Raw genomic sequence first — 25,009 nt, 5'->3', positions numbered from 1 at the left:
TTGAGGCGTCGCATCTTTGTGTGACGCGCGTGGCGTAAATGGGTTTTTCGATGCAATCCGAAGCTCAATCCCAATCCAGTAGCAAGATCGTGTCAAACGAGCCGGTGTTCGGCGGACAGGCTGCGCGGCGCAAGTCGCATGCGGTCGACGTCCGCTGGGGTGGCCAGCTCGTCACCATCGGGGGCGATGCGCCCGTGCGCGTCCAGTCGATGACGAACACGGACACCGCCGACGCGATTGGCACGGCCATCCAGATCAAGGAGCTGGCGCAAGCCGGCTCGGAACTGGTGCGTATCACGGTCAATACGCCGGAGGCCGCCGCGGCCGTGCCGGCGGTGCGCGAGCAGCTCGACCGCATGGGCGTGTCGGTGCCGCTCGTCGGCGATTTCCACTACAACGGCCACCAGCTGCTGCGTGATTACCCCGCGTGCGCGGAGTCGTTGTCGAAATACCGGATCAATCCTGGCAATGTTGGGCACGGCGCGAAACGCGATACCCAGTTCGCGCAGATGATCGAAGCGGCGGTGAAGTACGACAAGCCGGTACGCATCGGCGTCAACTGGGGCAGTCTGGACCAGGATCTGCTCGCGAAAATGATGGACGAAAACGCTGCCCGCGCGACGCCGTGGGAAGCGCAAAGCGTCATGTACGAAGCGCTGATCCAGTCGGCGATCGGCTCGGCCGAGCGCGCGGTTGAACTCGGCCTTTCACGCAACAAGATCATTCTGTCGTGCAAAGTGAGCGGCGTGCAGGACCTGATCGCGGTGTATCGCGAACTCGCGCGCCGTTGCGATTTCGCGCTGCACCTGGGCTTGACGGAAGCGGGTATGGGCTCCAAGGGCATCGTCGCGTCCACGGCGGCGCTGTCGGTGCTGCTGCAGCAAGGCATCGGTGACACGATCCGTATCTCGCTGACCCCGGAGCCGGGCGCGTCGCGTACCGGCGAGGTCATCGTCGGCCAGGAAATTCTGCAGACCATGGGCCTGCGCTCATTCACGCCGATGGTGATCGCGTGCCCCGGCTGTGGCCGCACGACGAGCACGCTGTTCCAGGAACTCGCGTCGCAAATCCAGACGTATCTGCGCACGCAGATGCCGGTGTGGCGCGATCAGTATCCTGGCGTCGAGAAAATGCACGTCGCGGTGATGGGCTGCATCGTCAACGGTCCGGGCGAGTCGAAGCAGGCGAACATCGGTATCAGCCTGCCTGGTTCGGGCGAGAACCCGGCGGCGCCGGTGTTCATCGACGGCGAGAAGGTAAAGACGCTGCGCGGCGAAAACATTGCGCAAGAATTCCAGCAAATCGTGAGTGACTACGTCGAGCGCCGGTACGGCCGCGCCGAGGCGCTCAACTAAACATCGGCTATCGGATACAGATGACTGAACAGAAGAAAAAGCTCGAAAAGCTGTCGGGCGTGAAGGGCATGAACGACATCCTTCCGCAGGACGCCGGGCTGTGGGAATTTTTCGAAACCACCGTCAAGTCGATGTTGCGTTCGTACGGATACCAGAATATTCGTACGCCGATCGTGGAACATACGCAGCTGTTCACGCGCGGCATCGGCGAAGTGACCGACATCGTCGAGAAAGAGATGTACAGCTTCACCGACGCGTTGAACGGTGAGAATCTGACTATGCGCCCGGAAAATACGGCGGCGGTGGTGCGCGCGGCGATCGAGCACAACATGTTGTACGACGGCCCGAAGCGCCTGTGGTACATCGGCCCGATGTTCCGTCACGAGCGTCCGCAACGCGGCCGCTATCGCCAGTTCCATCAGGTCGGCGTGGAAGCGTTGGGCTTTGCCGGTCCGGACGCGGACGCTGAAATCATCATGATGTGCCAGCGCTTGTGGGACGACCTGGGCTTGACTGGCATCAAGCTCGAAATCAATTCGCTCGGTCTCGCGGAAGAACGCGCGGCGCATCGCGTGGAACTGATCGCTTACCTCGAAAAGCACATGGACGTGCTCGACGAAGACGCGAAACGCCGTCTCTACACGAACCCGCTGCGCGTGCTCGACACGAAGAATCCGGCGCTGCAGGAAGTCGCGCAGAACGCGCCGAAGCTGATCGATTTCCTCGGCGAAGAGTCGCGCGCGCACTTCGAAGGTTTGCAGCGCATTCTGAAAGCGAACAACATTCCGTTCAAGATCAATCCGCGTCTCGTGCGCGGTCTCGATTACTACAATCTGACCGTGTTCGAATGGGTGACGGACAAGCTGGGCGCGCAGGGCACCGTCGCGGCGGGCGGCCGTTACGATCCGCTGATCGAGCAGCTAGGCGGCAAGCCCACGGCGGCTTGCGGCTGGGCGATGGGCATCGAGCGAATTCTCGAGTTGCTGAAGGAAGATAAGCTCGTGCCTGAAGACGAAGGTTGCGACGTCTATGTAGTCCATCAAGGCGACGCCGCGCGCGAGCAGGCTTTCATTATCGCCGAGCGGCTGCGCGACACCGGCCTTGATGTGATCCTGCATTGCAGCGCTGACGGCCAGTCGGCGAGCTTCAAATCGCAGATGAAACGCGCCGACGCAAGCGGCGCCGCGTTCGCGGTGGTGCTCGGCGAAGATGAGATCGCGAACGGTACGGTCGGGGTCAAACCGCTGCGAGATACGCAGGCGAGCGGCGGTAAAAACGAGCAACAAAACGTGCCCGCCGAAGACTTGACCGAATTTCTAATCAATGCGATGGTTGCAACCGCCGAAGACGGCGACGACTGATCGCGATGTCGTCGAGCCGGTTGGTGATCAATCAGGCTCGACACGCACACGTAGCAAGAAAGAGGAAATCGCCGGGCAATGAGTTACCACGACGAACAAGAATCGATTGAAGGTCTGAAGACTTGGTGGGCGCAATGGGGTAATGCCACCACATGGATCGTGCTAGTGGCGCTGGTCGTCTCGGCAGGCTGGAACGGCTGGAATTTCTGGCAGCGGCGTCAGGCAGCGGAAGCCGCGGTGTTGTATGACCAGGTGCAGCAGGCTGTGGCGTCGGGCGACAAGGCGAAGATCACGCGGGTCGCTGCAGACATGGAAGACAAGTTCAGCCGCACGGCCTACGCGCAAATGACCGCACTCGGCGCCGCCAAGGCGCTCTATGCGGCAGGCGACGAAGCCGCGGCAAAAGCCCAGCTGCAGTGGACCATCGATCACGCGAAGGACGACGAGTTCAAGCAGATCGCCAAGTTGCGGCTCGCTTCGCTGCTGCTCGACGAAAAGGCTTACGACCAGGGTCTCGCACTGCTCGCCGAGCCGCAGTCCGATGCGTTCAAAGGCATCGTCGCAAACGGCCGCGGCGATCTGCTCGCCGCTCAGGGCAAGCGTGACGACGCGCGCGCGGCCTACAAGCTCGCGCTCGAATCGCTGTCGAAGAATGACAGCTCCGCACGTCAGTTGATCCAGTTCAAGCTCGACGCGCTGGGCGGCTAAGCGCCGGGTGCGGTGCACCGCGTGCAACGACCAACCGGTCTTTCTTTAACCTATTTCCTGAATGCTTCGTCCACCGATGAATCTGCTGAAACGTTACGCTGTGCCCGTTGTCTGTGCGATGACCGTCCTCGCTCTCGCGGCATGCTCATCCACGAAAGACGAGCGCCGCGTGCCGACGCCGCTCACCGAGTTCAAACCCGTGCTCGACGTGCAGCAAGCCTGGAAGACGAGCGTCGGTAAGGCAGGTCGTTATCTGTTCTCGCCGGTTGCGGTCGGCGACGCCGTCTATGCGGCCGGCCAAAACGGCTCGGTCGCGAAGATCGACGCACAAACCGGCAAAGACATCTGGCGAGTCAAGCTGCACGACGACATTTCCGCAGGTGTCGGCAGCGACGGCACGCTGGCGGCGGTCGGCGGCCTGAAGGGCGACGTTTATGTGCTCGGCGCGGACGGCAAGCAATTGTGGACGGCCAAGGCACCGGGCGAAATCATTTCGCCGCCGCTCGTCGGCAACGGTCTGGTGGTCGTGCGTACCGTGGACGGACAGATCGTCGCATTCAATGCGCAAACCGGCGAGCAGAAGTGGAACTACCGCAACCGCGCGGTGCCGCTCAACCTGCGCGTGTCCTCGGGTATGACTTTCGCCGGCGACGCCGCTGTGCTGGCCGGGTTCCCCGGCGGCGCGTTTGCCGCGATCAATCTGCAGACGGGTGAGAACTACTGGCAAACGCCGGTTTCTTATCCGAAGGGCGTGACCGAAGTGGAGCGCATCAACGACGTGACCGGACCGCCCACGTTGGTCGGCTCGGAAACCTGTGCGGTGACGTTCCAAGGGCAGATCGGCTGTTTCGATGCGAACTCTGGCCGTGCGCTGTGGGAAAAGGCGTTCTCGAGCGCGAGCGGTCTCGCGCAGGACGACCGCGCGGTTGTCGCGGCGGACGACTGGTCGGTCGTATCCGCGTTCGACGTCACGAATGGCACGCAGTTGTGGAAGAACGACAAGCTTAAGAATCGCGAACTGGGCGTGCCGTTCATCCTCGGTCATGCGGCCGTGCTCGGAGACTACCAGGGTTACGTGCACTTCCTGTCGCGCGACGACGGAACGCTAGTCGCGCGCATGAAGACTGACGGCAGCGCGATTTCGGCGGCACCGGTGCTGGCCGGCGAGACGCTCGTCGTGCAAACGCGCGACGGCGACCTGTACGGTTATCGTCCGCGTTGATTTTGCGGGAACGCCGCCCAAGCTGGCGGCCCGGCTTTACCGGCCGAGCGCTTTTTTGTGACGAATGCAGGTGCCGTGTTCTTTGCGTTCTTCGGCGAACGTGTTGTCCCGCAAGGCGGCATTGCAAGTCAGTATGGAAATGGAATTCCGCCGCACTGGCTGGGTCGGCGGGCCGACAAGAACGGCTGAATGAAGTGGCTAATGAAAGCGGCCAATGAAAGCGGCCAACGGCAACGGCCGGCAAAAGCAGCCAACGAAAACGGCCAATGAAGCGGCTACAAGCGGCGGCTGAAAAACAGCGGCCGACCAACGCGGCCGAGAAACCCAGCTGCGAAAGCCACTCAGCGAAGGCGGCAAACAAAGCGGCGACCAGTGGCAGCGTACAGCGGTGACGCACACGGGCCAACAGAAACGCCCAATGTGGCTTGTTCACCGCTCGCGGCGCCGTTCTTGGCCGTTGCAAGACGGGCAGCGCAATTCGCGAGCGAACTGCCCGCAGCAAAACGAAGCCTCGTAGCCTCGCCGCGCTGCGCATACAGTCAAACCCCCGTCCGCCTCGGCGCGCATATGGACAGCGCAGCCGGGGCTGGCCGAATTCGTGATAATTTTCGTCAAACGCTGCCGTCTAGCGGCGCAATGGCGTCGCAACGCGGACGGTCGATTCCGATCCGCGTTTCACTGTGAACAACATCTGATGAAACCCGTTATTGCCCTCGTAGGGCGCCCCAATGTGGGGAAATCCACGCTCTTCAATCGTCTCACGCGTTCGCGTGATGCGCTCGTTGCCGATCTGCCCGGCCTCACACGCGATCGCCACTACGGCGAAGGGCGTACGGGCGAGCGGCCGTACCTGGTCGTCGATACCGGCGGTTTCGAGCCCGTCGCGAAAGACGGCATTCTCCATGAAATGGCGCGCCAGACGCGCCAGGCAGTGGAGGAATCGGACATCGTCGTGTTCATCGTCGACGGTCGCAATGGCCTTGCGCCGCAAGACAAGTCAATTGCCGACTACTTGCGCAAGACCGGCCGGCCGATCTTCCTCGTCGTCAACAAGGCCGAGGGGATGAAGTACAGCACGGTCGCCGCCGACTTCTACGAGCTCGGTCTCGGCGATCCGCGCGCAATTTCGGCTGCACACGGTGACGGCGTCACGGAGATGATCAATGAGGCGCTCGGCGTCGCTTACGCGGGCCAGCCCGAAGAAAGCGACGACGAGAAGGAAGCGCGCGGCGTAAAGATCGCGATCGTCGGCCGTCCGAACGTCGGCAAGTCGACGTTGATCAACGCACTGGTCGGCGAAGAGCGCGTGATCGCGTTCGATATGCCGGGCACTACGCGCGATTCGATCTACGTCGACTTTGAACGCCAGGGCAAGCCGTACACGCTGATCGATACGGCGGGCTTGCGCCGTCGCGGCAAGGTGTTCGAAGCGATCGAGAAGTTCTCGGTGGTGAAAACGCTGCAGTCGATTTCGGACGCGAATGTCGTGATTCTGCTGCTCGACGCGCGTCAGGACATTTCGGAACAGGACGCGCATATCGCCGGCTTCGTGGTGGAGCAAGGTCGTGCGCTGGTCGTCGGCGTAAACAAGTGGGACGGGCTCGATTCGCATGTGCGCGAGCGCACCAAAGCGGATCTCGAACGCAAACTAAAATTCCTCGACTTCGCCAAGTTCCATTTCATTTCTGCAGCGGAAAAAACAGGTATCGGTCCGCTGATGCGCTCGGTGGACGACGCGTACGCCGCGGCAATGGCGAAGCTGCCCACGCCGAAGCTCACGCGTGCGCTGATCGATGCAGTGGAGTTTCAGCAGCCGCGTCGCCGTGGTCCGGTGCGGCCGAAATTGCGTTACGCGCACCAGGGTGGACAGAATCCCCCGATCATTGTGATTCATGGCAACGCACTCGATGCGATCACCGAAACGTACAAACGCTACCTTGAAAACCGCTTCCGTGAAACTTTCAAGCTGACCGGGACTCCATTGCGAATAGAGTTCAGATCGTCGACCAACCCTTACGCGGACAAAGGCTGAAACCCGCATGTGCGTTGGGTTTGGCCGCTTGGGCAGGGTGCCCGCGCGAAAACGAAAATCGGCTATAGTGTAGCGGTTGACGGCGGATACCTTTTTCTTCTGTCGTCAATTTAGTCAACCTGCAAAAAAATACGGAGTTTGCTATGAGCAACAAAGGGCAATTGTTACAAGACCCGTTTTTGAACGCACTGCGTAAAGAGCATGTGCCGGTGTCGATCTACCTGGTCAACGGCATCAAGCTTCAAGGGAACATTGAATCGTTCGACCAGTACGTCGTGTTGCTCCGGAATACGGTCACCCAGATGGTCTACAAGCACGCAATCTCGACTGTCGTGCCAGCCCGTCCGGTGAATTTCCACCCGGATTCTGAACAGTCCTAAACCCCCGTCGCGGCCGGCGTAGCGTCGCCCGTTGGCGATCACCTCCGGCCGCCTCATTTTGATACCCTCCAATTTGATCAATGCAGCGCTTGTCGGCATCGACTTCGGTAAGATCGATTTCGAAGCCAGTCTCGAAGAACTCAGCCTGCTCGCGCAAAGCGCGGGCGCGAATCCTCTAGTCACCCTCACCGGGCGCCGGGCCAGTCCCGATGCGAAGATGTTCGTCGGCAGCGGCAAGGCCGAAGAACTGCGTCTCGCGTGTGAGGCGAACGACATCGAACTCGTTATTTTCAACCACGCTCTTGCGCCTGCCCAGCAGCGCAATCTGGAGCAAGCGCTTAATCGGCGCGTGGTCGACCGCACGAGTCTCATCCTCGATATTTTTGCGCAACGCGCCCGCAGCCATGAAGGCAAGCTGCAGGTGGAACTCGCGCAATTGCAGTATCTGTCGACGCGGCTAATCCGCGCATGGACCCACCTCGAGCGGCAAAAAGGCGGTATCGGCTTGCGCGGTCCAGGCGAAACGCAGCTCGAAACCGACCGCCGGCTGATCGGCGAGCGTATCAAGGCGCTCAAGACGCGGCTCGAAAAACTGCGCCGTCAGCATGGCACGCAGCGCCGCCAGCGCTCGCGCAATCAGACCATGTCGGTGTCGCTGGTCGGCTATACGAACGCGGGCAAGTCCACGCTCTTCAACGCGCTCACGAAGGCGCAGGCGTATGCGGCCGACCAGCTGTTTGCCACGCTCGACACGACGTCCCGTCGCGTTTATCTCGGCGACGAAGCAGGGCAGGTGGTGGTGTCCGACACGGTCGGCTTCATTCGCGAACTGCCCCACCAACTGGTTGCGGCGTTTCGCGCCACGCTCGAGGAAACAATTCACGCCGATCTGCTGCTGCATGTCGTCGACGCGTCGAGCGCGGTGCGACTCGACCAGATTGATCAGGTCAACGAGGTGTTGCACGCGATCGGTGCGGACACAATCCGCCAGGTGCTCGTGTTCAACAAAATCGACGCAGTGCCGGAGTTGGCGGCCCGCGGGGACGCGGTCGAGCGGGACGAGTATGGTAATATTTCGCGCGTCTTTTTGAGCGCGCGCACGGGGCAGGGGCTGGATACATTGCGCGCTGCCATCGCTGAGATCGCTACTGCGGAAGCTCTGTCCGACACGCCGCATGACTCCTCGGAAGAAGACCGGTCGGCGGCACCGCGCGACGAGCGCAAGGTCTCAGAACTCGGGCACTGACCCGTTCCAATTGCATACCCGCTGTCTACTCTGGTGAACGAACACAGGTGAACGATTACAACGAGCGGAGTATCTGGCTGCGCATGCGCGCCATGTTTTCACTGAACGATCCCCGCTGGGGCCGTGGCGACGGCAATGGCGAGCGTCAGCGGCCGGGTGAGCCCAAGCGTCCTCAGACCAAGGAAGGTGAAGGTCCCCCCGATCTCGACGAGATGTGGCGGGATTTCAACCGCCGTCTGAGCCGCATGTTCGGCCGCAAGGGCGGCGGTGTCGGCGGCGGGCGTCCCGACAACGGCCGTGGCGCGCGCATCGGCGTGGGCATCGTCATCGGCGTGCTGATCGCAATCTATCTCGGCAGTGGTGTGTTCGTGGTGCAAGACGGCCAGGCCGGCGTTGTGATGCAGTTCGGCAAATATCGCTACACGGCAGGGCAAGGCGTGCACTGGCGCCTGCCTTATCCGTTCGAAGCGCATGAACTCGTCAATATCGGCCAGGTTCGCCAGGTGGAAATCGGCCGCAATAACGTGGTGCGTCTCGCGAATGTGAAAGACGCGTCCATGCTCACGCACGACGCGGACATCGTCGACGTGCGCTTTGCGGTGCAGTACCAGATCCGCAAGCCGACCGATTACCTTTTCCGCAGCGTCGATCCCGATCAGGGCGTGATGCAGGCCGCGCAGGCGGCGGTGCGCGGCATCGTCGGCGCGCGCAGCACAGACGAAATTCTTGGTCAGGATCGCGAAGTAATTCGTCAGCAGTTAATGGCGGCGATCCAGCAATCGCTCGATGAGTATCAGTCCGGCCTCGCTGTCACCGGTGTGACGATCCAGGGCGTGCAGGTTCCCGACAGGGTGCAGGCCGCGTTTGACGACGCTGCCAAGGTCCGGCAGGAGAACGAGCGTGCGAAGCGCGACGCGCAGGCGTACGCCGCTGATCTGCTGCCGCGCGCGCAAGCCGATGTGGCGCGCCAGATCGACGACGCGAAAACCTACAGCGACAAAACGGTGGCTGAGGCGCAAGGCGACGCCGAACGCTTCAAACAGGTCTATGCGCAGTACTCGAAAGCGCCCGCGGTGATTCGCGAGCGCATGTATCTGGAAACCATGCAGCAGATCTATTCGAATACGACAAAGGTTTTTGTGGACAGCAAGAGCGGCAACAATGTGCTGTATCTGCCGCTCGACAAGCTGGTCGAGCAGACTCGTCAACGGGTGGCCGATGCTGCTGCAGCCGCCACGGCGGCATCGGGCGGCGTGGCCGCCAGCGCGCCGCAGGTAGCGACTTCCAATGCGCCCGCCGCAGGCGGATCGACGGCGGCAGCGCCTGCAGTGTCTGCGTCTGCCTCAGCCGCCACACCCGCCAGCCGGGCGGCGGCCAGCAGCGACGCGCTGCGCTCACGCGATTCCTTCCGCAGCCGTACGCGTGAAGACGACGTTCAATAAGGGGCGCACATCATGAACAAGATCATTGCGCTCGTCATTGCCGTTGTCATCGTGCTGTTTGCTGCTTCGTCGATGGTATTCGTTGTCGACCAGCGTCATATGGCAGTGTTGTCCCCGCGTGGCGACGCCGCTCCCACCTTGCTCGGTCCAGGCTTGCACGTGAAGTTGCCGCCGCCGTTGCAAACGGTGACGCTCGTCGATAACCGCATCCAGTCGCTCGACGCGCCGGACGAAGATCGCTACGTCACGTCGGACAAGAACGATCTGCTCGCGAACCCTGTCGTCAAATATCGCGTGACCGATCCGCTGAAGCTGCTGACCGAAACGAAGGGCGACGTGCAGAGCCTGCCGGACCGCATTGCCCTCGTTGCGCGCAGTGCGCTCGGCGACGCGTTCGGCAAGTACACGTTATCGGACGCGTTGGCCAAACAGCAGGCACTCGCCGACGAAGCCCGGGCCGCGATGGCGAAGAGTGCGGCGTCGCTGGGCGTGTCGGTCGTGGATGTCCAGTTGACGCGGGTCGATGTTCCGGCCTCGATGGCTGACTCGGTCTACAAGCGGATGATCGCCGAACGCGAGCAGGCCGCGGCCGACGAGCGCGCGAAGGGTGCCGCCGAGGCCGACAAGATCCGGGCGGACGCGGTCGCGCAACAACAGGCGATTCTCGCGGACGGTTACCGTCAGGCGCAAACCATCAAGGGCGAGGGCGACGCAAACGCCGCCGAGATCGCCGCGCAAGCGTACGGCAGCGACCCGGAGTTCTATCAGTTCTACCAAAGCATGCAGGCGTACCGGAAGACCTTCAAGCCAGGCGACGTAATCGTGGTCGATCCGAGCAACGAGTTCTTCCGCTTCATGCGTAGTTCGACCGGCGGCCTCGCCCCGGACGCTTCCGCGGCTCCGCGCAAACACTAATAACCCGGAACGCCGCGGCATTCGCATCGCGGCCCCCTTCTTTAGCATGGATATAGTCGGCTCGTTACTGCTCGCGATCGCGTTGATGCTGATTATCGAGGGGATGTTCCCGTTCGTTTTTCCGAGCGCCTGGCGCGACACGTTCCGTAGAATAGCGGAACGACCGGCGCATCAGATTCGTGTCGGCGGGCTGATCGTGATGCTGCTCGGGCTGATTCTGCTGTTTTTCGTGACCTGAGACAGCACGCCGGTTAGCGCGATGCCGCGTGCGGCGCGAGTTCGGGTGTGACCAAGGTCGCACATTTGCGCGGCGGCTCGCTGTGAAACGCGCACTGCCGGTCCCACGCAAGCCGGGCGCATCCGGAAAGCCGCCGAACTCGCCAGAATCGAGCCCTGGCCCGCCAAACACTCTCACTTACCGGCGCACTCAGCCGCCGTGTTCAACGTCGTAGGACTGTATCGATGTCGACCTGGTTACTTCCCGAGAATATTGCCGACGTGCTGCCGTCGGAAGCCCGCAAGATCGAAGAGTTGCGGCGCCATCTGCTGGACCGTTTCCGCTCGTACGGCTACGAGATGGTGATGCCGCCGATGCTCGAATACATCGAGTCGCTGCTGACGGGCGGCGGGCACGACCTCAATCTGCGCACGTTCAAGCTCGTCGATCAGTTGTCCGGACGCACGCTCGGCCTGCGCGCCGACATCACGCCGCAGGTCGCGCGTATCGACGCGCATCTGCTGAACCGCCAGGGCGTCACGCGTCTTTGCTATGCCGGAAATGTCGCGCACACGCGGCCGCGCGGCTTGCATGCGACGCGCGAGCAGATTCAGATCGGCGCCGAAATCTACGGTCATGCGGGGCTCGAGGCCGATCTCGAAATCCAGCAGCTAATGCTCGATGCGCTGCGTCTCGCGGGCCTTGCCAAGGTGCGTCTCGACCTGTGCCACGCGGGCGTGCTCGCCGCATTGATCGAAGCAGAACCGGCGGCGGCCGAGCTGGGACAATCGCTGTACGACGCGCTGGCGGGCAAGGACGTGCCGCGGCTCGTTGAATTGACCGCGAACCTCACGGCCGTGACACGCGATGCGTTGCGCTCGCTGCCCTCGCTTTACGGGGACGCCTCGGTGCTCGAGGAGGCACGCGCCCGCTTGCCGAATGCTCCCGCTATCGCGCGTGCGCTCGACGACCTCGCCTTCCTCGCGAGCCAGGTGGAAGGCGCCGAAGTCATGATCGACCTCGCCGATCTGCGTGGCTACGCGTATCACAGCGGCGTCATGTTCTCGGCCTACGTGGACGGCGTGCCGAATGCCGTGGCGCGCGGCGGCCGTTACGACCATGTCGGGCAGGCCTATGGGCGCGCACGGGCGGCGACCGGCTTTTCGCTCGATCTGCGCGAAGTGGCGCGCATCTCGCCTGTCGAAGCGCGCAGCAGCGCGATCCTCGCGCCGTGGCAGCACGACGACGCGTTGCGTGTGAGCGTCGCCGCGTTGCGCGATGCCGGCGAAGTGGTGATTCAGGCACTGCCTGGCCACGAGCACGACCTGGATGAATTCGCGTTCGACCGCGTGTTGGTCGAGCGCAACGGCGCATGGACGGTTGAACCGCGTTCCTGAGCGCGCTCCGATACGAACCGCGCTTCTTCGCGATACCCACCATAACGTGCATACCGTTGAGCGGAAACGGAAAAATTCCGGATGCTTCCGCGAACCTAGGTAGAATACGTTTTTAACCAGCTTACGAAACAACATGTCTGCCAGCGCAGTGAATGTGAACCCCGGGCGTAACGTCGTCGTCGTGGGGACCCAGTGGGGTGATGAAGGCAAGGGCAAGATCGTCGACTGGCTGACGGACCACGCCCACGGCGTCGTTCGCTTCCAGGGCGGTCACAATGCCGGTCACACGCTTATCATCGGCGGCAAGAAAACCATCTTGCGTCTGATTCCGTCGGGCATCATGCATCCCGGCGTCGCGTGCTACATCGGCAATGGCGTCGTGTTGTCGCCGGAAGCGCTGTTCAAGGAAATTGGCGAGCTCGAAGCCGCCGGCGTCGACGTTCAGAAACGCCTGTTCATTTCCGAAGCCACCACGCTGATTCTGCCGTACCACATTGCTATCGACCAGGGCCGCGAAGCGCGCCGCGGTGCGAGCAAAATCGGCACGACCGGCCGCGGCATCGGCCCCGCATACGAAGACAAGGTGGCGCGCCGCGGCTTGCGCGTGCAGGACCTCTTCGAGCCGGAGACTTTCGCTGAACGCCTGCGCGAAAACCTGGACTATCACAACTTCGTGCTGACGCAGTACCTGGGCGTCGCCGCTGTCGATTTCCAGCAAACGCTCGACACGATGCTGGGCTATGCCGACCGTCTGAAGCCAATGGTCACCGACGTGTCGCGCCGTTTGTACGACGCGAACGCCGCCGGCAGCAACCTGCTGTTCGAAGGCGCGCAAGGCACGCTGCTCGATATCGACCACGGTACCTATCCGTTTGTCACGTCGAGCAATTGCGTCGCGGGCGCAGCGACTGCGGGTGCGGGCGTCGGTCCGCAGAAGCTGAACTACATTCTCGGCATCACCAAAGCGTACTGCACACGCGTCGGTTCGGGCCCGTTCCCGAGCGAACTGTACGACGCGGACAACGCCGCGCGTCAGGAAGCGATCGGTCTGGAACTCGCCACCGTCGGCAAGGAATTTGGCTCGGTTACCGGCCGTCCGCGCCGCACCGGCTGGCTCGACGTTGCAGCACTGCGCCGCTCGATCCAGATCAATGGCGTGTCGGGCCTGTGCATGACCAAGCTCGACGTGCTCGACGGTCTCGAAGAAGTGAAGCTCTGCGTCGGCTACACGGTGGACGGCAAGAACGTCGATCTGCTGCCGCGCGGCGCGTCGGAAGTCGCGCGCTGCGAGCCGGTGTACGAAACCTTCGCGGGCTGGAAGGAAAGCACCGTCGGCATCAAGGAATGGGACAAGCTCCCGGCGAACGCACGTGCGTATCTGTCGCGCGTCCAGGAAGTGGCGGGCATTCCTATCGACATGGTGTCCACGGGTCCGGATCGCGACGAGACCATTCTGCTTCGTCATCCGTTCAAGGCTTAAGCGATGGTGCAAGGTCTCCCCATGATTGCGATGAAAGATCCGCGCAACGACGACAAGAACCTGTGGGTCGGCTGGGACGAATATCACCGGCTGATCGAATTGCTCGCCATGGCGGTGCATGAATCAGGCTGGAAGTTCGACAAGATCCTGTGCCTCGCGCGTGGCGGTTTGCGCGTGGGCGACCAGCTTTCGCGTATCTACGATCTGCCGCTGGCTATTCTCGCCACGAGTTCGTATCGTGAAGCGGCCGGCACGGAGCAGGGCGAACTGGACATCGCGCAATACATCACGATGACGCGCGGTGAACTGCACGGCAACGTGCTGCTCGTCGACGATCTCGTCGATTCGGGCGTCACGCTCGCACGGGTTCAGCAGCATCTGAAAGAGCGCTACCCGGCGATCACGGCAGTGCGTTCCGCAGTGCTCTGGTACAAAGGCTGCTCGAAAGTGAAGCCCGATTATCACGTGCAGTATCTGCCTACGAATCCGTGGATTCATCAGCCGTTCGAGGAGTGGGACACGGTTCGTCCGCATAACCTCGGCGCGTGGATCAAGCGCGGCGTCGCGCAAGCACAGGAGTCCTCGGGAAATTGAGCGGGCACCGCAACGTTTAGCGGCACTCAGCGCTGCACCGTGCTATGCAACGCATCCAAAAGCGGAGCCCGATTGGGCTCCGTTTTTTTATGTGCGCGCAGTCACCGGCACCTACGCTTCGCAGCCTGCGATGACATCCGCCGCATAGCAATTCGTACAGCAGACGCGCACATACCGCAGTGCTACACTGCGCGGACCATCCACGTGGTGTATCCACAACAAGCCGGGCGGCTTCAGACAGGCGGTTTAGAATAGCGGTCGCTTTTTCCGCCCTGGGAACGGATTTCCTCGCGTTTATGACAGATAACAATCACGTGCACAAACAGCCACTGCCTTCCCTCGCGGTCGCCGCGATCGGGGTGGTGTTCGGCGATATCGGCACGAGCCCGTTGTATGCGCTGAAAGAAGCCTTCAGCCCGTCGCATGGCATCCCGCTTACCGATCAATCCATCCTGGGCGTCATCTCGCTGCTGTTCTGGGCCATCGTGATCGTGGTGGGCATCAAGTACGTATTGTTCGTGATGCGCGCGGACAACAACGGCGAGGGTGGCGTGCTTGCGCTCATGGCGCTGGCGCTGCGTTCGCTCGACGAGAAATCGAAAATGGCCGGATTGCTGATGATGCTCGGCATCTTCGGCGCCTGCATGTTTTATGGCGACGCAGTCATTACGCCGGCCATTTCCGTGATTTCCGCAGTCGAGGGGCTGGAGATTGCGGCGCCTCATCTGTCGCATCTCGTATTGCCGCTGACCATGGTGATCCTTGTGCTTCTGTTCTGGATCCAGCGGCACGGCACGGCCACGGTTGGCCGGTTGTTCGGCCCGATCATGCTGGTGTGGTTCGTGGTGCTTGCTGCGCTCGGGCTGTGGCATATCGTGCAATCGCCGAACGTGATCCGTGCGCTGAACCCGTATTACGCGTACACCTTCATGGCCGCGCATGTGCTGCAAGCGTATGTCGTGCTTGGTTCGGTGGTGCTGGTGTTGACCGGCGCTGAGGCGCTCTACGCGGACATGGGCCACTTCGGGGCCAAGCCGATCCGCATGGGCTGGTACGTGCTGGTCATGCCGTCGCTGGTGCTGAACTATTTCGGCCAGGGCGCGTTGCTGATGCACGACGCGAAAGCGATCGAGAATCCGTTCTTCCTGCTCGCGCCGCAATGGGCGTTGCTGCCGCTGGTCGTGCTGTCGACGGTCGCGACCGTGATCGCTTCGCAGGCGGTGATTTCAGGCGCGTATTCACTGACGAGCCAGGCGATCCAGCTCGGCTACGTGCCGCGTATGAAGATCCTGCACACATCCGAACTCGCAATCGGCCAGATCTATGTGCCGGTGGTGAACTGGATGCTGCTGTTCATCATTCTGTGCATCGTGATCGCGTTCAAAAGCTCGGACAATCTCGCGGCCGCATACGGCATCGCGGTGACCGCGACCATGGTCATCACGACCATTCTGGCTTGTGTCGTGATGGTGAAGGTGTGGAACTGGAACAAGTTCCTCGTCGGGCTGATCATCGCCGTGTTCATTACGATCGACTTAGGCTTTTTCGGTGCGAACTTGCTGAAGGTGGAAGAGGGTGGCTGGCTACCGCTCGGCATCGGCGCGCTGCTGTTCTTCCTGCTGATGACATGGTTCAAGGGCAGGATGATCGTGAAGGAGCGCACGGCCGCCGACGGTATTCCGTTGATGCCGTTCCTGCAGGGTCTGCTCGCGCACCCGCCGCATCGTGTGTCGGGTACGGCGATCTATCTGACGGGCAGCGATTCGCTGGTGCCGGTCAGCCTGCTGCACAATCTGAAGCACAACAAGGTGTTGCATGAGCGCACGATCTTCCTGACCTTCGTCACGCGCGACATTCCGTATGTGAACGACGCCGAGCGGGTGACGGTGAAGAATATCGACGGTGGTCTGTTTCTGGTCAAGGCCGCATACGGGTTCAACGAAACGCCGGACGTGAAAGCAGTGCTCACCGAAATCGGCCGTACGCACGACATGACCTTCGAGTTGATGGATACGTCGTTTTTCCTCGCGCGCGAAACGGTGGTGCCGACACAATTGCCAGGCATGTCGGTGTGGCGCGAGCGTGTTTTCGCATGGATGCACCAGAACGCCGCCAAGCCGACGGACTTCTTTAGTATTCCGGCTAATCGCGTAGTGGAGTTGGGTACGAAGATCGAGATATGACGGCGCAGGGCGTGCCTTGCCCGTTTGCATCGCAGAATGCTTCTGCGGAAACAAAAAACCCACGCAAATGCGTGGGTTTTTTATTGGCTGACGCGTGGTAGAAGGTGCGTGTTCAGTGGTGCATAAGCGCTTCGTCCACTGAACACAGAGACTTTTACTTTTGCTTCAACTTCGCGAATGCCGCAGCCATTGCGCCGCCTGCTTCCGGTTCGCGTGAGCGCTGTTGCGGCGCGCCGCGTCCATTGCCACCCGAGCGGCCAAAGTTGCCGCGATCCTGCTGTGCACCGCCGCCACTGCGGGCCGCCGCCGCGCCGAACTCGTCGTCGAGGCGCATGGTGAGCGCGATACGCTGACGCTTCACATCGACTTCGAGCACCTTGACCTTGACGATCTGTCCGGCCTTGACGACCTCGTGCGGATCCTTGATGAACTTTGTCGACATTGCCGACACGTGTACGAGCCCATCCTGATGCACGCCGATGTCGACGAACGCACCGAACGCCGCGACGTTCGTGACGACGCCCTCGAGCACCATACCCGGCGTCAGATCGCTGACTTTTTCGACGCCTTCGCGGAACGTCGCCGTCTTGAACTCCGGGCGCGGATCGCGGCCCGGCTTTTCGAGTTCGAGCAGAATGTCACGCACGGTCGGCAGGCCGAAACGTTCGTCGACGAATTCGCTTGGCGACAAGCCGCGCAGCGCATCCCGATTGCCGAGCACTTCACCAACGTGCTTGTTGATCTTCGCGAGGATCCGTTCAACGACCGGGTACGCTTCCGGGTGCACGGACGAGCGGTCGAGCGGATTTTCGCCGTTGTTGATGCGCAGAAAACCCGCAGCCTGTTCGAACGTCTTGTCACCGAGACGCGGCACCTTGCGCAGATGGTCGCGCGATGGGAACGGACCATTTGCATCGCGATAATCGACGATGTTGCGAGCCAGCGTGGCGTTCAGCCCGGACACGCGCGCGAGCAGGGCGACCGACGCCGTGTTCGCGTCAACGCCCACGGCGTTCACGCAGTCTTCGACGACCGCGTCGAGCGAGCGCGCGAGTTCGCGCTGATTCACGTCGTGCTGGTATTGCCCGACGCCGATCGCCTTCGGCTCGATCTTCACGAGTTCGGCGAGCGGGTCTTGCAGCCGCCGCGCGATCGACACCGCGCCGCGCAGCGATACGTCCATGTCGGGGAATTCCTTCGCGGCCAGTTCGGAAGCCGAGTAGACCGACGCGCCGGCTTCGGACACGACGATTTTCTGCAGCTTGAATTCCGGATGGCGCGCAATGAGTTCGCTCGCGAGCTTGTCCGTTTCCCGCGACGCCGTGCCGTTGCCGATGCTGATCAGTTCGGCCTGCGTCTGCGCGCAGATGCGCGCGAGTTTCGCGATGGAGCCGTCCCAGTCGCGGCGCGGCTCATGCGGATAGATCACGTCGGTGACGAGTACCTTGCCGGTCCGATCGACCACCGCGACCTTCACGCCGGTGCGCATGCCTGGATCGAGGCCGATCACGGCCTTCGGTCCCGCGGGTGCGGCCAGCAGCAGGTCCTTGAGATTGCGCGCGAATACGCGAATCGCTTCGTGCTCGGCTTCGTCGCGCAGGTTGGTCAGCAGTTCGTTTTCGATGTGCGGCTGAACCTTCACGCGCCAGCACCAGCGGCAAACGTCGGAAAGCCACTTGTCGGCCGGACGGTTCTGATTGGCAATACCGAAGTGACGTGCGATCAGCGCTTCGCCCGGATGGGGCACCTGTGCGTCGAGTTCTTCGCCGAGACCCAGCTTGATCATCAGCACGCCCGCATTGCGGCCGCGGAAAAGCGCGAGCGCACGATGCGACGGCACCGTGCGAATCGTTTCCGCATAGTCGTAATAGTCGCGAAATTTTTCTTCTTCAGCGGTTTCCTTGCCTTCGACCACTTTCGATGACACTACGCCCTGATTGAACAGGTAATCGCGCAGTTTGCCGAGCAGATCAGCGGTTTCGCCAAATTGCTCGGAGAGGATGTCGCGGGCGCCGTCGAGTGCGGCCTTGACGTCGGCGACGCCTTTCTCCGCGTCCACGTACGCGGCGGCTTCCGTTTGCGGGTCGAGCAGCGGATTGCCGAGCAGCGCGTCGGCGAGCGGCTGCAGGCCGGCTTCGCGAGCGATCTGCGCGCGGGTGCGCCGCTTCGGCTTATACGGCAGATACAGGTCTTCGAGCACCTGCTTGCTGTCGGCGCCTTCGATCGCGTTGCGCAGCTCGTCGGTGAGCTTGCCCTGTTCGTCGATGCTCGCGACGATCGCCGCGCGCCGGTCTTCCAGTTCGCGCAGATACAGCAGGCGTTCTTCGAGATTACGCAACTGCGTGTCGTCGAGATTGTCGGTCACTTCCTTACGGTAGCGGGCGATGAACGGAACAGTCGCTCCTTCGTCGAGGAGTTGCACCGCGGCCGCGACCTGGCGCGGCTGTACGGACAGTTCGGCGGCGATGCGCTGTACGATCTTGAGTGCTACGGTTTCCGTCATAAGCTCTTGGGTTTCCTGCGGACTCGGTCAAGGGCCGTGCGCCGGCGGCGCCTTGCGGCGCCGGGCACGCAGTGCGTGCGCGCTGCGACCAGGTTGCTAGAGCGGGGCATTTTGCCACAAATGCCAAAGGGCTCAACCGCCGGGGGTGATAGAATTTCGGGCATGTTCCGTTGCCCCTCTACGACGTTGCCAATCTCCTTTTCTTTCAACCGCCTGAGCTCGAACCCGGTCTCCCGTACGCCACATTTGCCGCTGTCCGCAGTGCGCTGGCCGTTCACGTTCCGTGGACGGGTGACGCGCGGCGTCGAAGCGAGCGCGCCGGTTTCGGGCAGAGCGTTCGCGGTGTCGTGTGCGGCGTGTGTGATGGCTGCCGCGCTCGTGTTATCGGCGCCTGCTTCGGCGCAATCGGTGGCGCCTGAAAGCGGCGCTAGTGCGCCTGCCGGAAAGCCCGCGGGCTCGGTGACCCGAGGCGCAGCGTCGGCGGATCAAGGCAATGGCGTCAGTGGCGAAGCGGATGGCTCAGTGAATGCCGGAGCTGATAGCACAGCGAGCGGCGACAGCGCCACTTCTGGAGAGAGCGAGTTCGACGCGCGGCAGAAGGTGCTGAACCAGCGCAGCGACGAAAACAACTACCGCTATGGCGTCGCCGAGCATAATTGCTACAGCACGTTCTTCGTCAATCACTGCTTGAACAAGGCACGCGATCAGATGCGCACGGTGCAGGCGCAGATTCGCAAGGAACAGCTCGCGTTGGACGGCGAAGAGCGCGCGCAACGCGCCCGCAAACGTGACGAGCAGGCGGAGCTCAAGCGCGCGCAGGAGGAAGCTGGCGCGCCGCAGCGCGCCGCCGAAGACGCGCGCAACGCCCAGGCTTATGAAGAGAAACAGCGTCAACATCAGTTGAACGAGGCACAGCGCAATGCAGAGGCGCCGCAGCGCGCCGCGAACGCGCAGGCCTATGAGGAAAAGCAACGCCAGCACGCGATCGACCAGGCGAAGCGCGGCATCAGCCCGTCGAAGGCCGCGGCCAATCAGCAGGCTTACGATCAGAAGCAGGCCGACTTCCAACGCAAGCTCGACGAAGCTCGTCAGCAGGGCGCGCAGAAGGCTCAGGAACGCGTAGAGAAGCAGCAGAGCTTCGAGAAAAAGCAGGCCGAAGCGGCTCAGCACAAAGCCGACGTCGAGGCGCGTCAGAAGCAGGCAGCCGAAAAAGCGGAGCAGAAACGTCAGGACCAGTTGAAGCAGCAGAAGCAACTCGAAGAGCAGCAGAAGCAGCAACAGTAAGCCGCGCGCGACGTAGCGCTCGTGTGGCGGGCGCCTGCGCGGTTGTAGTATCGCAGTAGTGCACGCATCGGTGCAGGTAGTCGTAGCGCGTTTTAAGCCGGACAGCAACCTCAGGCAACGGGCTGAACATGGCGAACATGCAGCCCACGCAATAGTCGAGCGGAGGCGAGCATGCGCGATCAACATCACGTCATCAACGCGGACACACTTCGCGACCGGATTCTGCAACTGGAATCGGAGCACAGTGGGCTCGACCGTTTGATCGGCCGAATGTCGGATGAGCCCGGCATCGACGACTTCGAGTTGCAGCGCCTGAAAAAGCGCAAACTCAAGGTCAAGGACACCATCATCTTGCTGCAATTGCAGCTCGAACCGGACGTACGCGCCTGAGTTCGCGGCCTGGCAGGCGCCGGGCGCGCGCCGCGCGAGCCGGATTTTGCAGGAAACGCTTGCCTTGAATTCACCGCTTGAAACTTCCCGCCGCGCGTCGGCCGCCGACGAGGCATCACAAACCGGCACACCCGCGCCGCGTCCGGCCGCGTCCGCGCTGAGCGCATCGCTCAATCCACGCCGCGCCGCGGAGCTCAACGAGATCTTCGCCGATAACGGTTTATTGGCCAGGCAAATCGACGGCTATCGCTCGCGCGCGTCGCAGATCGAAATGTCGCGCGCCGTCGCGGCCGCGATGGAAGCGTCGGGCCGCGCAATGCCCGAGCCCGCCATGTTCGAGGCGCAAAAGCGTCCGGCGCGGCGCCTGCAAACGGGCGCCGCCGAGACCGCAGCCGACACGGTAGAAGCCGACGAAGCGCAGGCCCTGGACGGCGGCGAGAACACGCTGATCGTCGAGGCAGGCACGGGTACCGGCAAAACCTATGCGTATCTTGTGCCGGCCATGTTGTGGGGCGGCAAGGTGATCGTTTCGACGGGCACCAAGCACCTGCAGGACCAGCTCTTTCAGCGCGATATTCCGACCGTGCGCGACGCGCTTGCGGTGCCGGTGTCGGTCGCCATGCTCAAAGGCCGCGCGAACTATCTGTGTCATTACTATCTGCAGCGCACGGCGGATAACGGCCGTTTGCCGTCGCGACAGGAAACGTCGTATCTGCAGGACATCGTCCGGTTTGCAAAGATCACGCGCACGGGCGATAAGGCCGAACTCGCGAGCGTGCCGGAAACCGCGGCGGTGTGGTCGATGGTCACGTCCACGCGCGATAACTGTCTCGGCCAGGAGTGTCCGCATTACAAGGACTGCTTCGTAATGCAGGCGCGCCGCGAAGCGCAGCAGGCCGACATCGTGGTGGTCAATCACCACCTCTTTTTCGCCGACATCATGTTGCGCGATACCGGCATGGCGGAACTGCTGCCCACGGCCAACACGGTCATCTTCGACGAAGCGCACCAGCTTCCCGAAACCGCCACGCTGTTTTTCGGCGAGACGCTTTCCACCGCGCAGTTTCTGGAGCTCGCGCGCGATTGCGTCGCCGAAGGTTTGGGTCATGCACGTGACGCAGTCGACTGGGTCAAACTCGGCTCCACGGTGGAACGCGCCGCGCGTGACGTGCGGCTCGCGTTCAAGGAAGACTCCGTGCGTTTGTCGATCGGTCAGTTGCCGGACGATCATCCGTTGTTTGATGCGCTCGTAGCGCTCGAAACCGAACTTGACGCGCTGACTGCCGCGCTCGCAACGCAAGCCGAACGCGCGGAGTCGATCGGCGCGTGTCTGCGCCGCGCTCGCGAGCTGCAGGGCGTGCTCGCCGGCTGGACGACGCCGCCTACCGAGCTGGAACGTCAGACGGTCGATGCGGCTCAGAACGGCTCCGCGGAAGGCAAGGGCGAGCGTGCCGATCCTAACGAGAAGGTGCGTTGGATCGAAGTATTCGCGCATACCGTGCAGTTGCACGAAACGCCGCTCTCGGTCGCGCCGATCTTCGCCAAGCAGCGCGCAGGTGTGCCGCGTGCGTGGATCTTCACGTCGGCCACGTTGTCGGTGCGCGGCGACTTCACGCACTACGCCGCGCAAATGGGACTCAACGCCAAACGTTCTATGACGTTGCCGAGCCCGTTCGACTACCCGTCGCAAGGGCTTCTGTATGTGCCGCGCAATTTGCCGCAACCGTCGTCGCCCACATTCACCGACGCTGTGTTCGACGCAGCCTTGCCGGCGATCGAAGCGTCTGGTGGGGGCGTATTCATGTTGTGTACGACGTTGCGCGCCGTGGACCGAATCTCCGCCAAGCTGCGAGATGTGATCGAAGCGCGCGGCTGGAACTATCCGCTGCTCGTGCAGGGCGACGCAAGCCGTACGGAATTGCTCGACCGCTTCCGCGCGTATGGCAATGCGATTCTGGTGGGGAGTCAGAGCTTCTGGGAAGGTGTCGACGTGCGTGGCGACGCGCTGTCGCTCGTCGTCATCGACAAGCTGCCGTTTGCGCCGCCCGACGATCCGGTTCTGTCGGCGCGTCTCGACGCGCTGACGAAGAAAGGTCTGAGTCCGTTTGCGGTTCATCAGCTGCCGCAGGCTGTTATTACGCTGAAGCAGGGCGCCGGCCGACTGATCCGCGCGGAAACCGACCGTGGCGTCTTGATGATCTGCGACACGCGTCTCGTTGATAAACCTTATGGACGCCGAATCTGGCAAAGCTTGCCGCCGTTCAAGCGCACACGTGAAATCGAGGTGGTGCGTGAGTTTTTCGAGGAGAGCGGCCAGGCTGCTCAATAGCCGCGCTTCAATAGCGGCGCTTCAAAGCCGAATGTCGTTGCGATAAGCGGCTTCGATTGCGCTAATGCTTTAACGAAATCGGCGCCTGAATGACAAAACGCCACGGACGTGAGCCCGTGGCGTTTTGTTTTACTGCTCGGGAAACCGAGACGATTTCCCGATGCAGTTTTCGCCCTAAGGCGAACCCTACGCGACAGCTTACTGGCTTGCGCCCGAAGCCGGAGCAGCAGCCGAAGCAGCAGCGCCTGCGTCCGAAGCAGCGGTCGTAGCCGAAGCAGCAGCGTCGCTCGCAGCAGCAGCCGCACCCGAAGCAGCAGCAGCCGAATCCGAAGCTGCAGCAGCAGCCGGTGCCGAAGCGGCAGCTGCGTCGCTAGCCGGGGCAGCGGCTTGGTCGTTGCTCTTGTTGCATGCAGCCAGTGCCACAGCTGCCAACAGGGATGCTACGAGGAGGGATTTCTTCATGATCACGTCCTTTTATGGTTAAAGGTAAGCAACAGCGCAAAATAATACCGGTAATGTGCTCCAACACCGACCTGGGCCGCTGGTGGAGACGCTCTTTTGACGAGCAGGAATCTTCCCTACGGCTTGGGCGGAAATTATATGCACTTTCGTACTGACAATCCATAAATCCGGGGTCAATACGTTGTCTTTCTCATACAAAATTTCAATGTACTGTGTATAACAGACACGCGAGGCTAGGCAAGCTCGCCCATCCGTATCCAGCCCGCACAATACCACTCGTGTAGCCGTGCTGTCACCGACGAATCGTGTGAGAGTGTTACAAAGCGTTTCGCACTCAGACACCGGTGATCGGCGAGATCAAACGACCATTTTTTCGCGCCGTCGATCGACGTTTTCTCTCCATTTACGAAGAAAAAACGGCGGTTGTACAACATATTCGTCTTGCGGTCGAGTCGCACACCTGAGCGCGACGCCTGGCTAATGAAACGTGCTTCGTTGAGCGGCCTTTGCGGCGGATCGAAGACGACACTCGGCTTGGGTTCGCTGAGGTACGTGCCAAGGAACGACGCAATGTCCTGCTCATTCCATTTGATGCCAGCAAGGATTGCGCCAACGCGTTCCACCAGCGCGGCAGGCAGTTCCGCCGGCCGGTCCACAGCAGGTTGCTGTGGGTCGCGGTAAAGCGCTCCCGCCTGACCGTTCTCTTCGCCGCGCTCGGCCAGATGGTAGAGAAACTGGGCCGTCAGCTCACCGGCTGACGGCGCGCGAAAGCCGATCGAGCACGTCATGCACTCGCCTTCGGCGACGCCGTCATGGGCAATGTGAGGCGGCAAATACAGCATGTCGCCCGGCTCGAGCACCCACTCCTGTTCCGCTTCGAAATTCTGTAAAACTTTCAACGGCAGTCCTGCCTGCAGCGTCAGATCTTTCTGCGAACTGATGCGCCAGCGCCGCTTGCCTTTTACTTGCAAAAGAAACACATCGTAGGAATCGAAGTGTGGGCCTACGCCGCCGCCGTCTGTCGCATAAGAGATCATCAGATCGTCCAGACGCGCATCGGGGACGAAGCGGAAGCGGTCCAGTAGGGCACGCGCGCGATCGTCGTAGAGATCGACGCCCTGCACGAGCAGAGTCCACGCGCGCTGCTTCAGCGACGGCAGTTCGTCCGGCGCAAAAGGTCCGTGTTCAAGCTGCCACTTATTGCGAAAGTGCGTGATGAGGCGTGCTTCGACTTCATCCTGGTCCGCCAGTTCGAAGAATTCGTCGCGCGAGAGCGGCGACTCGACATCAGGAATTGCCTGGCGGATCAGTAGAGGCTTTTTCTGCCAGTACCGGCGCATGAATTGCGACGGCGAAAGGTTGCCGAGCAACGGCGTGGGGGTGTCGGGCGAAGGCGGAAGAATCGCGGTAGCCGGCTTTTTAGCCGATGACGAATTGCGTGCCGAAGCTGCTTCGGCCGGGTGGTCAGTGGGCCGCTTGGGCATCGTATAATGTGAGTTGTATTCTGGA

Annotated in this window: 20 protein-coding genes; 17 read left to right on the top strand and 3 right to left on the bottom strand. The window is 61.9% G+C overall.

Annotated elements, in window-relative coordinates; genetic code table 11:
* Positions 1 to 38: 38 nt before the first annotated feature.
* From ispG to J2W46_RS20070, 14 genes are all read left to right on the top strand, one after another.
* On the top strand, positions 39 to 1,355 hold the full coding sequence (gene ispG / locus J2W46_RS20135; RefSeq protein ID WP_310355677.1) for a flavodoxin-dependent (E)-4-hydroxy-3-methylbut-2-enyl-diphosphate synthase: 1,317 nt from the start codon (positions 39 to 41) through the stop codon (positions 1,353 to 1,355).
* Positions 1,356 to 1,375: 20 nt separating this feature from the next.
* Positions 1,376 to 2,716 (top strand): histidine--tRNA ligase, encoded by a 1,341-nt coding sequence (gene hisS, locus J2W46_RS20130; protein WP_087752281.1) that lies wholly within the window; start codon positions 1,376 to 1,378, stop codon positions 2,714 to 2,716.
* Between the two features lie 78 nt (positions 2,717 to 2,794).
* Positions 2,795 to 3,424 (top strand): YfgM family protein, encoded by a 630-nt coding sequence (locus J2W46_RS20125; RefSeq protein ID WP_020065542.1) that lies wholly within the window; start codon positions 2,795 to 2,797, stop codon positions 3,422 to 3,424.
* Between the two features lie 76 nt (positions 3,425 to 3,500).
* Positions 3,501 to 4,646, top strand: a complete 1,146-nt coding sequence (gene bamB / locus J2W46_RS20120; protein WP_027775399.1) for an outer membrane protein assembly factor BamB — start codon at positions 3,501 to 3,503, stop codon at positions 4,644 to 4,646.
* Between the two features lie 694 nt (positions 4,647 to 5,340).
* A complete protein-coding gene (der, locus tag J2W46_RS20115; protein WP_027775398.1) occupies positions 5,341 to 6,678 on the top strand; it encodes a ribosome biogenesis GTPase Der in 1,338 nt (445 codons plus the stop codon).
* A gap of 143 nt (positions 6,679 to 6,821) precedes the next feature.
* Entirely contained in the window at positions 6,822 to 7,058 is a 237-nt protein-coding gene (hfq, locus tag J2W46_RS20110) for an RNA chaperone Hfq (protein WP_006051315.1), read from the top strand.
* A gap of 73 nt (positions 7,059 to 7,131) precedes the next feature.
* A complete protein-coding gene (gene hflX / locus J2W46_RS20105) occupies positions 7,132 to 8,304 on the top strand; it encodes a GTPase HflX (protein ID WP_033379419.1) in 1,173 nt (390 codons plus the stop codon).
* A gap of 47 nt (positions 8,305 to 8,351) precedes the next feature.
* Complete coding sequence (gene hflK, locus J2W46_RS20100) at positions 8,352 to 9,746, top strand: FtsH protease activity modulator HflK (RefSeq protein WP_310355674.1); 1,395 nt, start codon at positions 8,352 to 8,354, stop codon at positions 9,744 to 9,746.
* Between the two features lie 12 nt (positions 9,747 to 9,758).
* The gene (gene hflC, locus J2W46_RS20095; RefSeq protein ID WP_020065548.1) at positions 9,759 to 10,661 is read left to right on the top strand and encodes a protease modulator HflC; all 903 of its coding nucleotides are present in this window, start codon (positions 9,759 to 9,761) and stop codon (positions 10,659 to 10,661) included.
* A 46-nt stretch (positions 10,662 to 10,707) separates the two neighbouring features.
* Positions 10,708 to 10,899, top strand: coding sequence for a DUF2065 domain-containing protein (locus tag J2W46_RS20090; protein WP_020065549.1), 192 nt, complete (start codon positions 10,708 to 10,710; stop codon positions 10,897 to 10,899).
* Positions 10,900 to 11,123: 224 nt separating this feature from the next.
* Positions 11,124 to 12,275 (top strand): ATP phosphoribosyltransferase regulatory subunit, encoded by a 1,152-nt coding sequence (locus J2W46_RS20085; protein WP_020065550.1) that lies wholly within the window; start codon positions 11,124 to 11,126, stop codon positions 12,273 to 12,275.
* A 133-nt stretch (positions 12,276 to 12,408) separates the two neighbouring features.
* Positions 12,409 to 13,755 carry an adenylosuccinate synthase gene (locus J2W46_RS20080; RefSeq protein ID WP_020065551.1) on the top strand — a complete coding sequence of 449 codons (1,347 nt, stop codon included), beginning with the start codon at positions 12,409 to 12,411 and terminating at the stop codon, positions 13,753 to 13,755.
* 3 nt (positions 13,756 to 13,758) lie between these two features.
* The gene (locus tag J2W46_RS20075) at positions 13,759 to 14,349 is read left to right on the top strand and encodes a phosphoribosyltransferase (protein WP_020065552.1); all 591 of its coding nucleotides are present in this window, start codon (positions 13,759 to 13,761) and stop codon (positions 14,347 to 14,349) included.
* 296 nt (positions 14,350 to 14,645) lie between these two features.
* Positions 14,646 to 16,532, top strand: coding sequence for a potassium transporter Kup (locus J2W46_RS20070; protein ID WP_310355672.1), 1,887 nt, complete (start codon positions 14,646 to 14,648; stop codon positions 16,530 to 16,532).
* A gap of 154 nt (positions 16,533 to 16,686) precedes the next feature.
* On the opposite strand, the gene J2W46_RS20065 is transcribed toward J2W46_RS20070, so the two are convergent.
* Positions 16,687 to 19,035, bottom strand: a complete 2,349-nt coding sequence (locus J2W46_RS20065) for a Tex family protein (protein ID WP_310355671.1) — start codon at positions 19,033 to 19,035, stop codon at positions 16,687 to 16,689.
* 246 nt (positions 19,036 to 19,281) lie between these two features.
* Between J2W46_RS20065 and J2W46_RS20060 the strand changes: the two genes are divergently transcribed.
* The 3 genes from J2W46_RS20060 (at position 19,282) to J2W46_RS20050 (ending at position 23,038) form a co-directional block, all read left to right on the top strand.
* The gene (locus J2W46_RS20060; RefSeq protein ID WP_310355670.1) at positions 19,282 to 20,319 is read left to right on the top strand and encodes a hypothetical protein; all 1,038 of its coding nucleotides are present in this window, start codon (positions 19,282 to 19,284) and stop codon (positions 20,317 to 20,319) included.
* A gap of 171 nt (positions 20,320 to 20,490) precedes the next feature.
* Entirely contained in the window at positions 20,491 to 20,709 is a 219-nt protein-coding gene (locus tag J2W46_RS20055; RefSeq protein ID WP_020065556.1) for a DUF465 domain-containing protein, read from the top strand.
* 64 nt (positions 20,710 to 20,773) lie between these two features.
* A complete protein-coding gene (locus J2W46_RS20050) occupies positions 20,774 to 23,038 on the top strand; it encodes a helicase C-terminal domain-containing protein (protein WP_310355669.1) in 2,265 nt (754 codons plus the stop codon).
* 198 nt (positions 23,039 to 23,236) lie between these two features.
* On the opposite strand, the gene J2W46_RS20045 is transcribed toward J2W46_RS20050, so the two are convergent.
* Positions 23,237 to 23,500, bottom strand: coding sequence for a hypothetical protein (locus tag J2W46_RS20045; RefSeq protein WP_084166713.1), 264 nt, complete (start codon positions 23,498 to 23,500; stop codon positions 23,237 to 23,239).
* 233 nt (positions 23,501 to 23,733) lie between these two features.
* Positions 23,734 to 24,984, bottom strand: coding sequence for a cupin domain-containing protein (locus J2W46_RS20040; RefSeq protein ID WP_310355668.1), 1,251 nt, complete (start codon positions 24,982 to 24,984; stop codon positions 23,734 to 23,736).
* Positions 24,985 to 25,009 lie beyond the last annotated feature (25 nt).

Source organism: Paraburkholderia strydomiana (assembly GCF_031456815.1).
Classification (GTDB): domain Bacteria; phylum Pseudomonadota; class Gammaproteobacteria; order Burkholderiales; family Burkholderiaceae; genus Paraburkholderia; species Paraburkholderia caledonica.
This window is presented reverse-complemented; position numbering and strand designations above follow the sequence as displayed.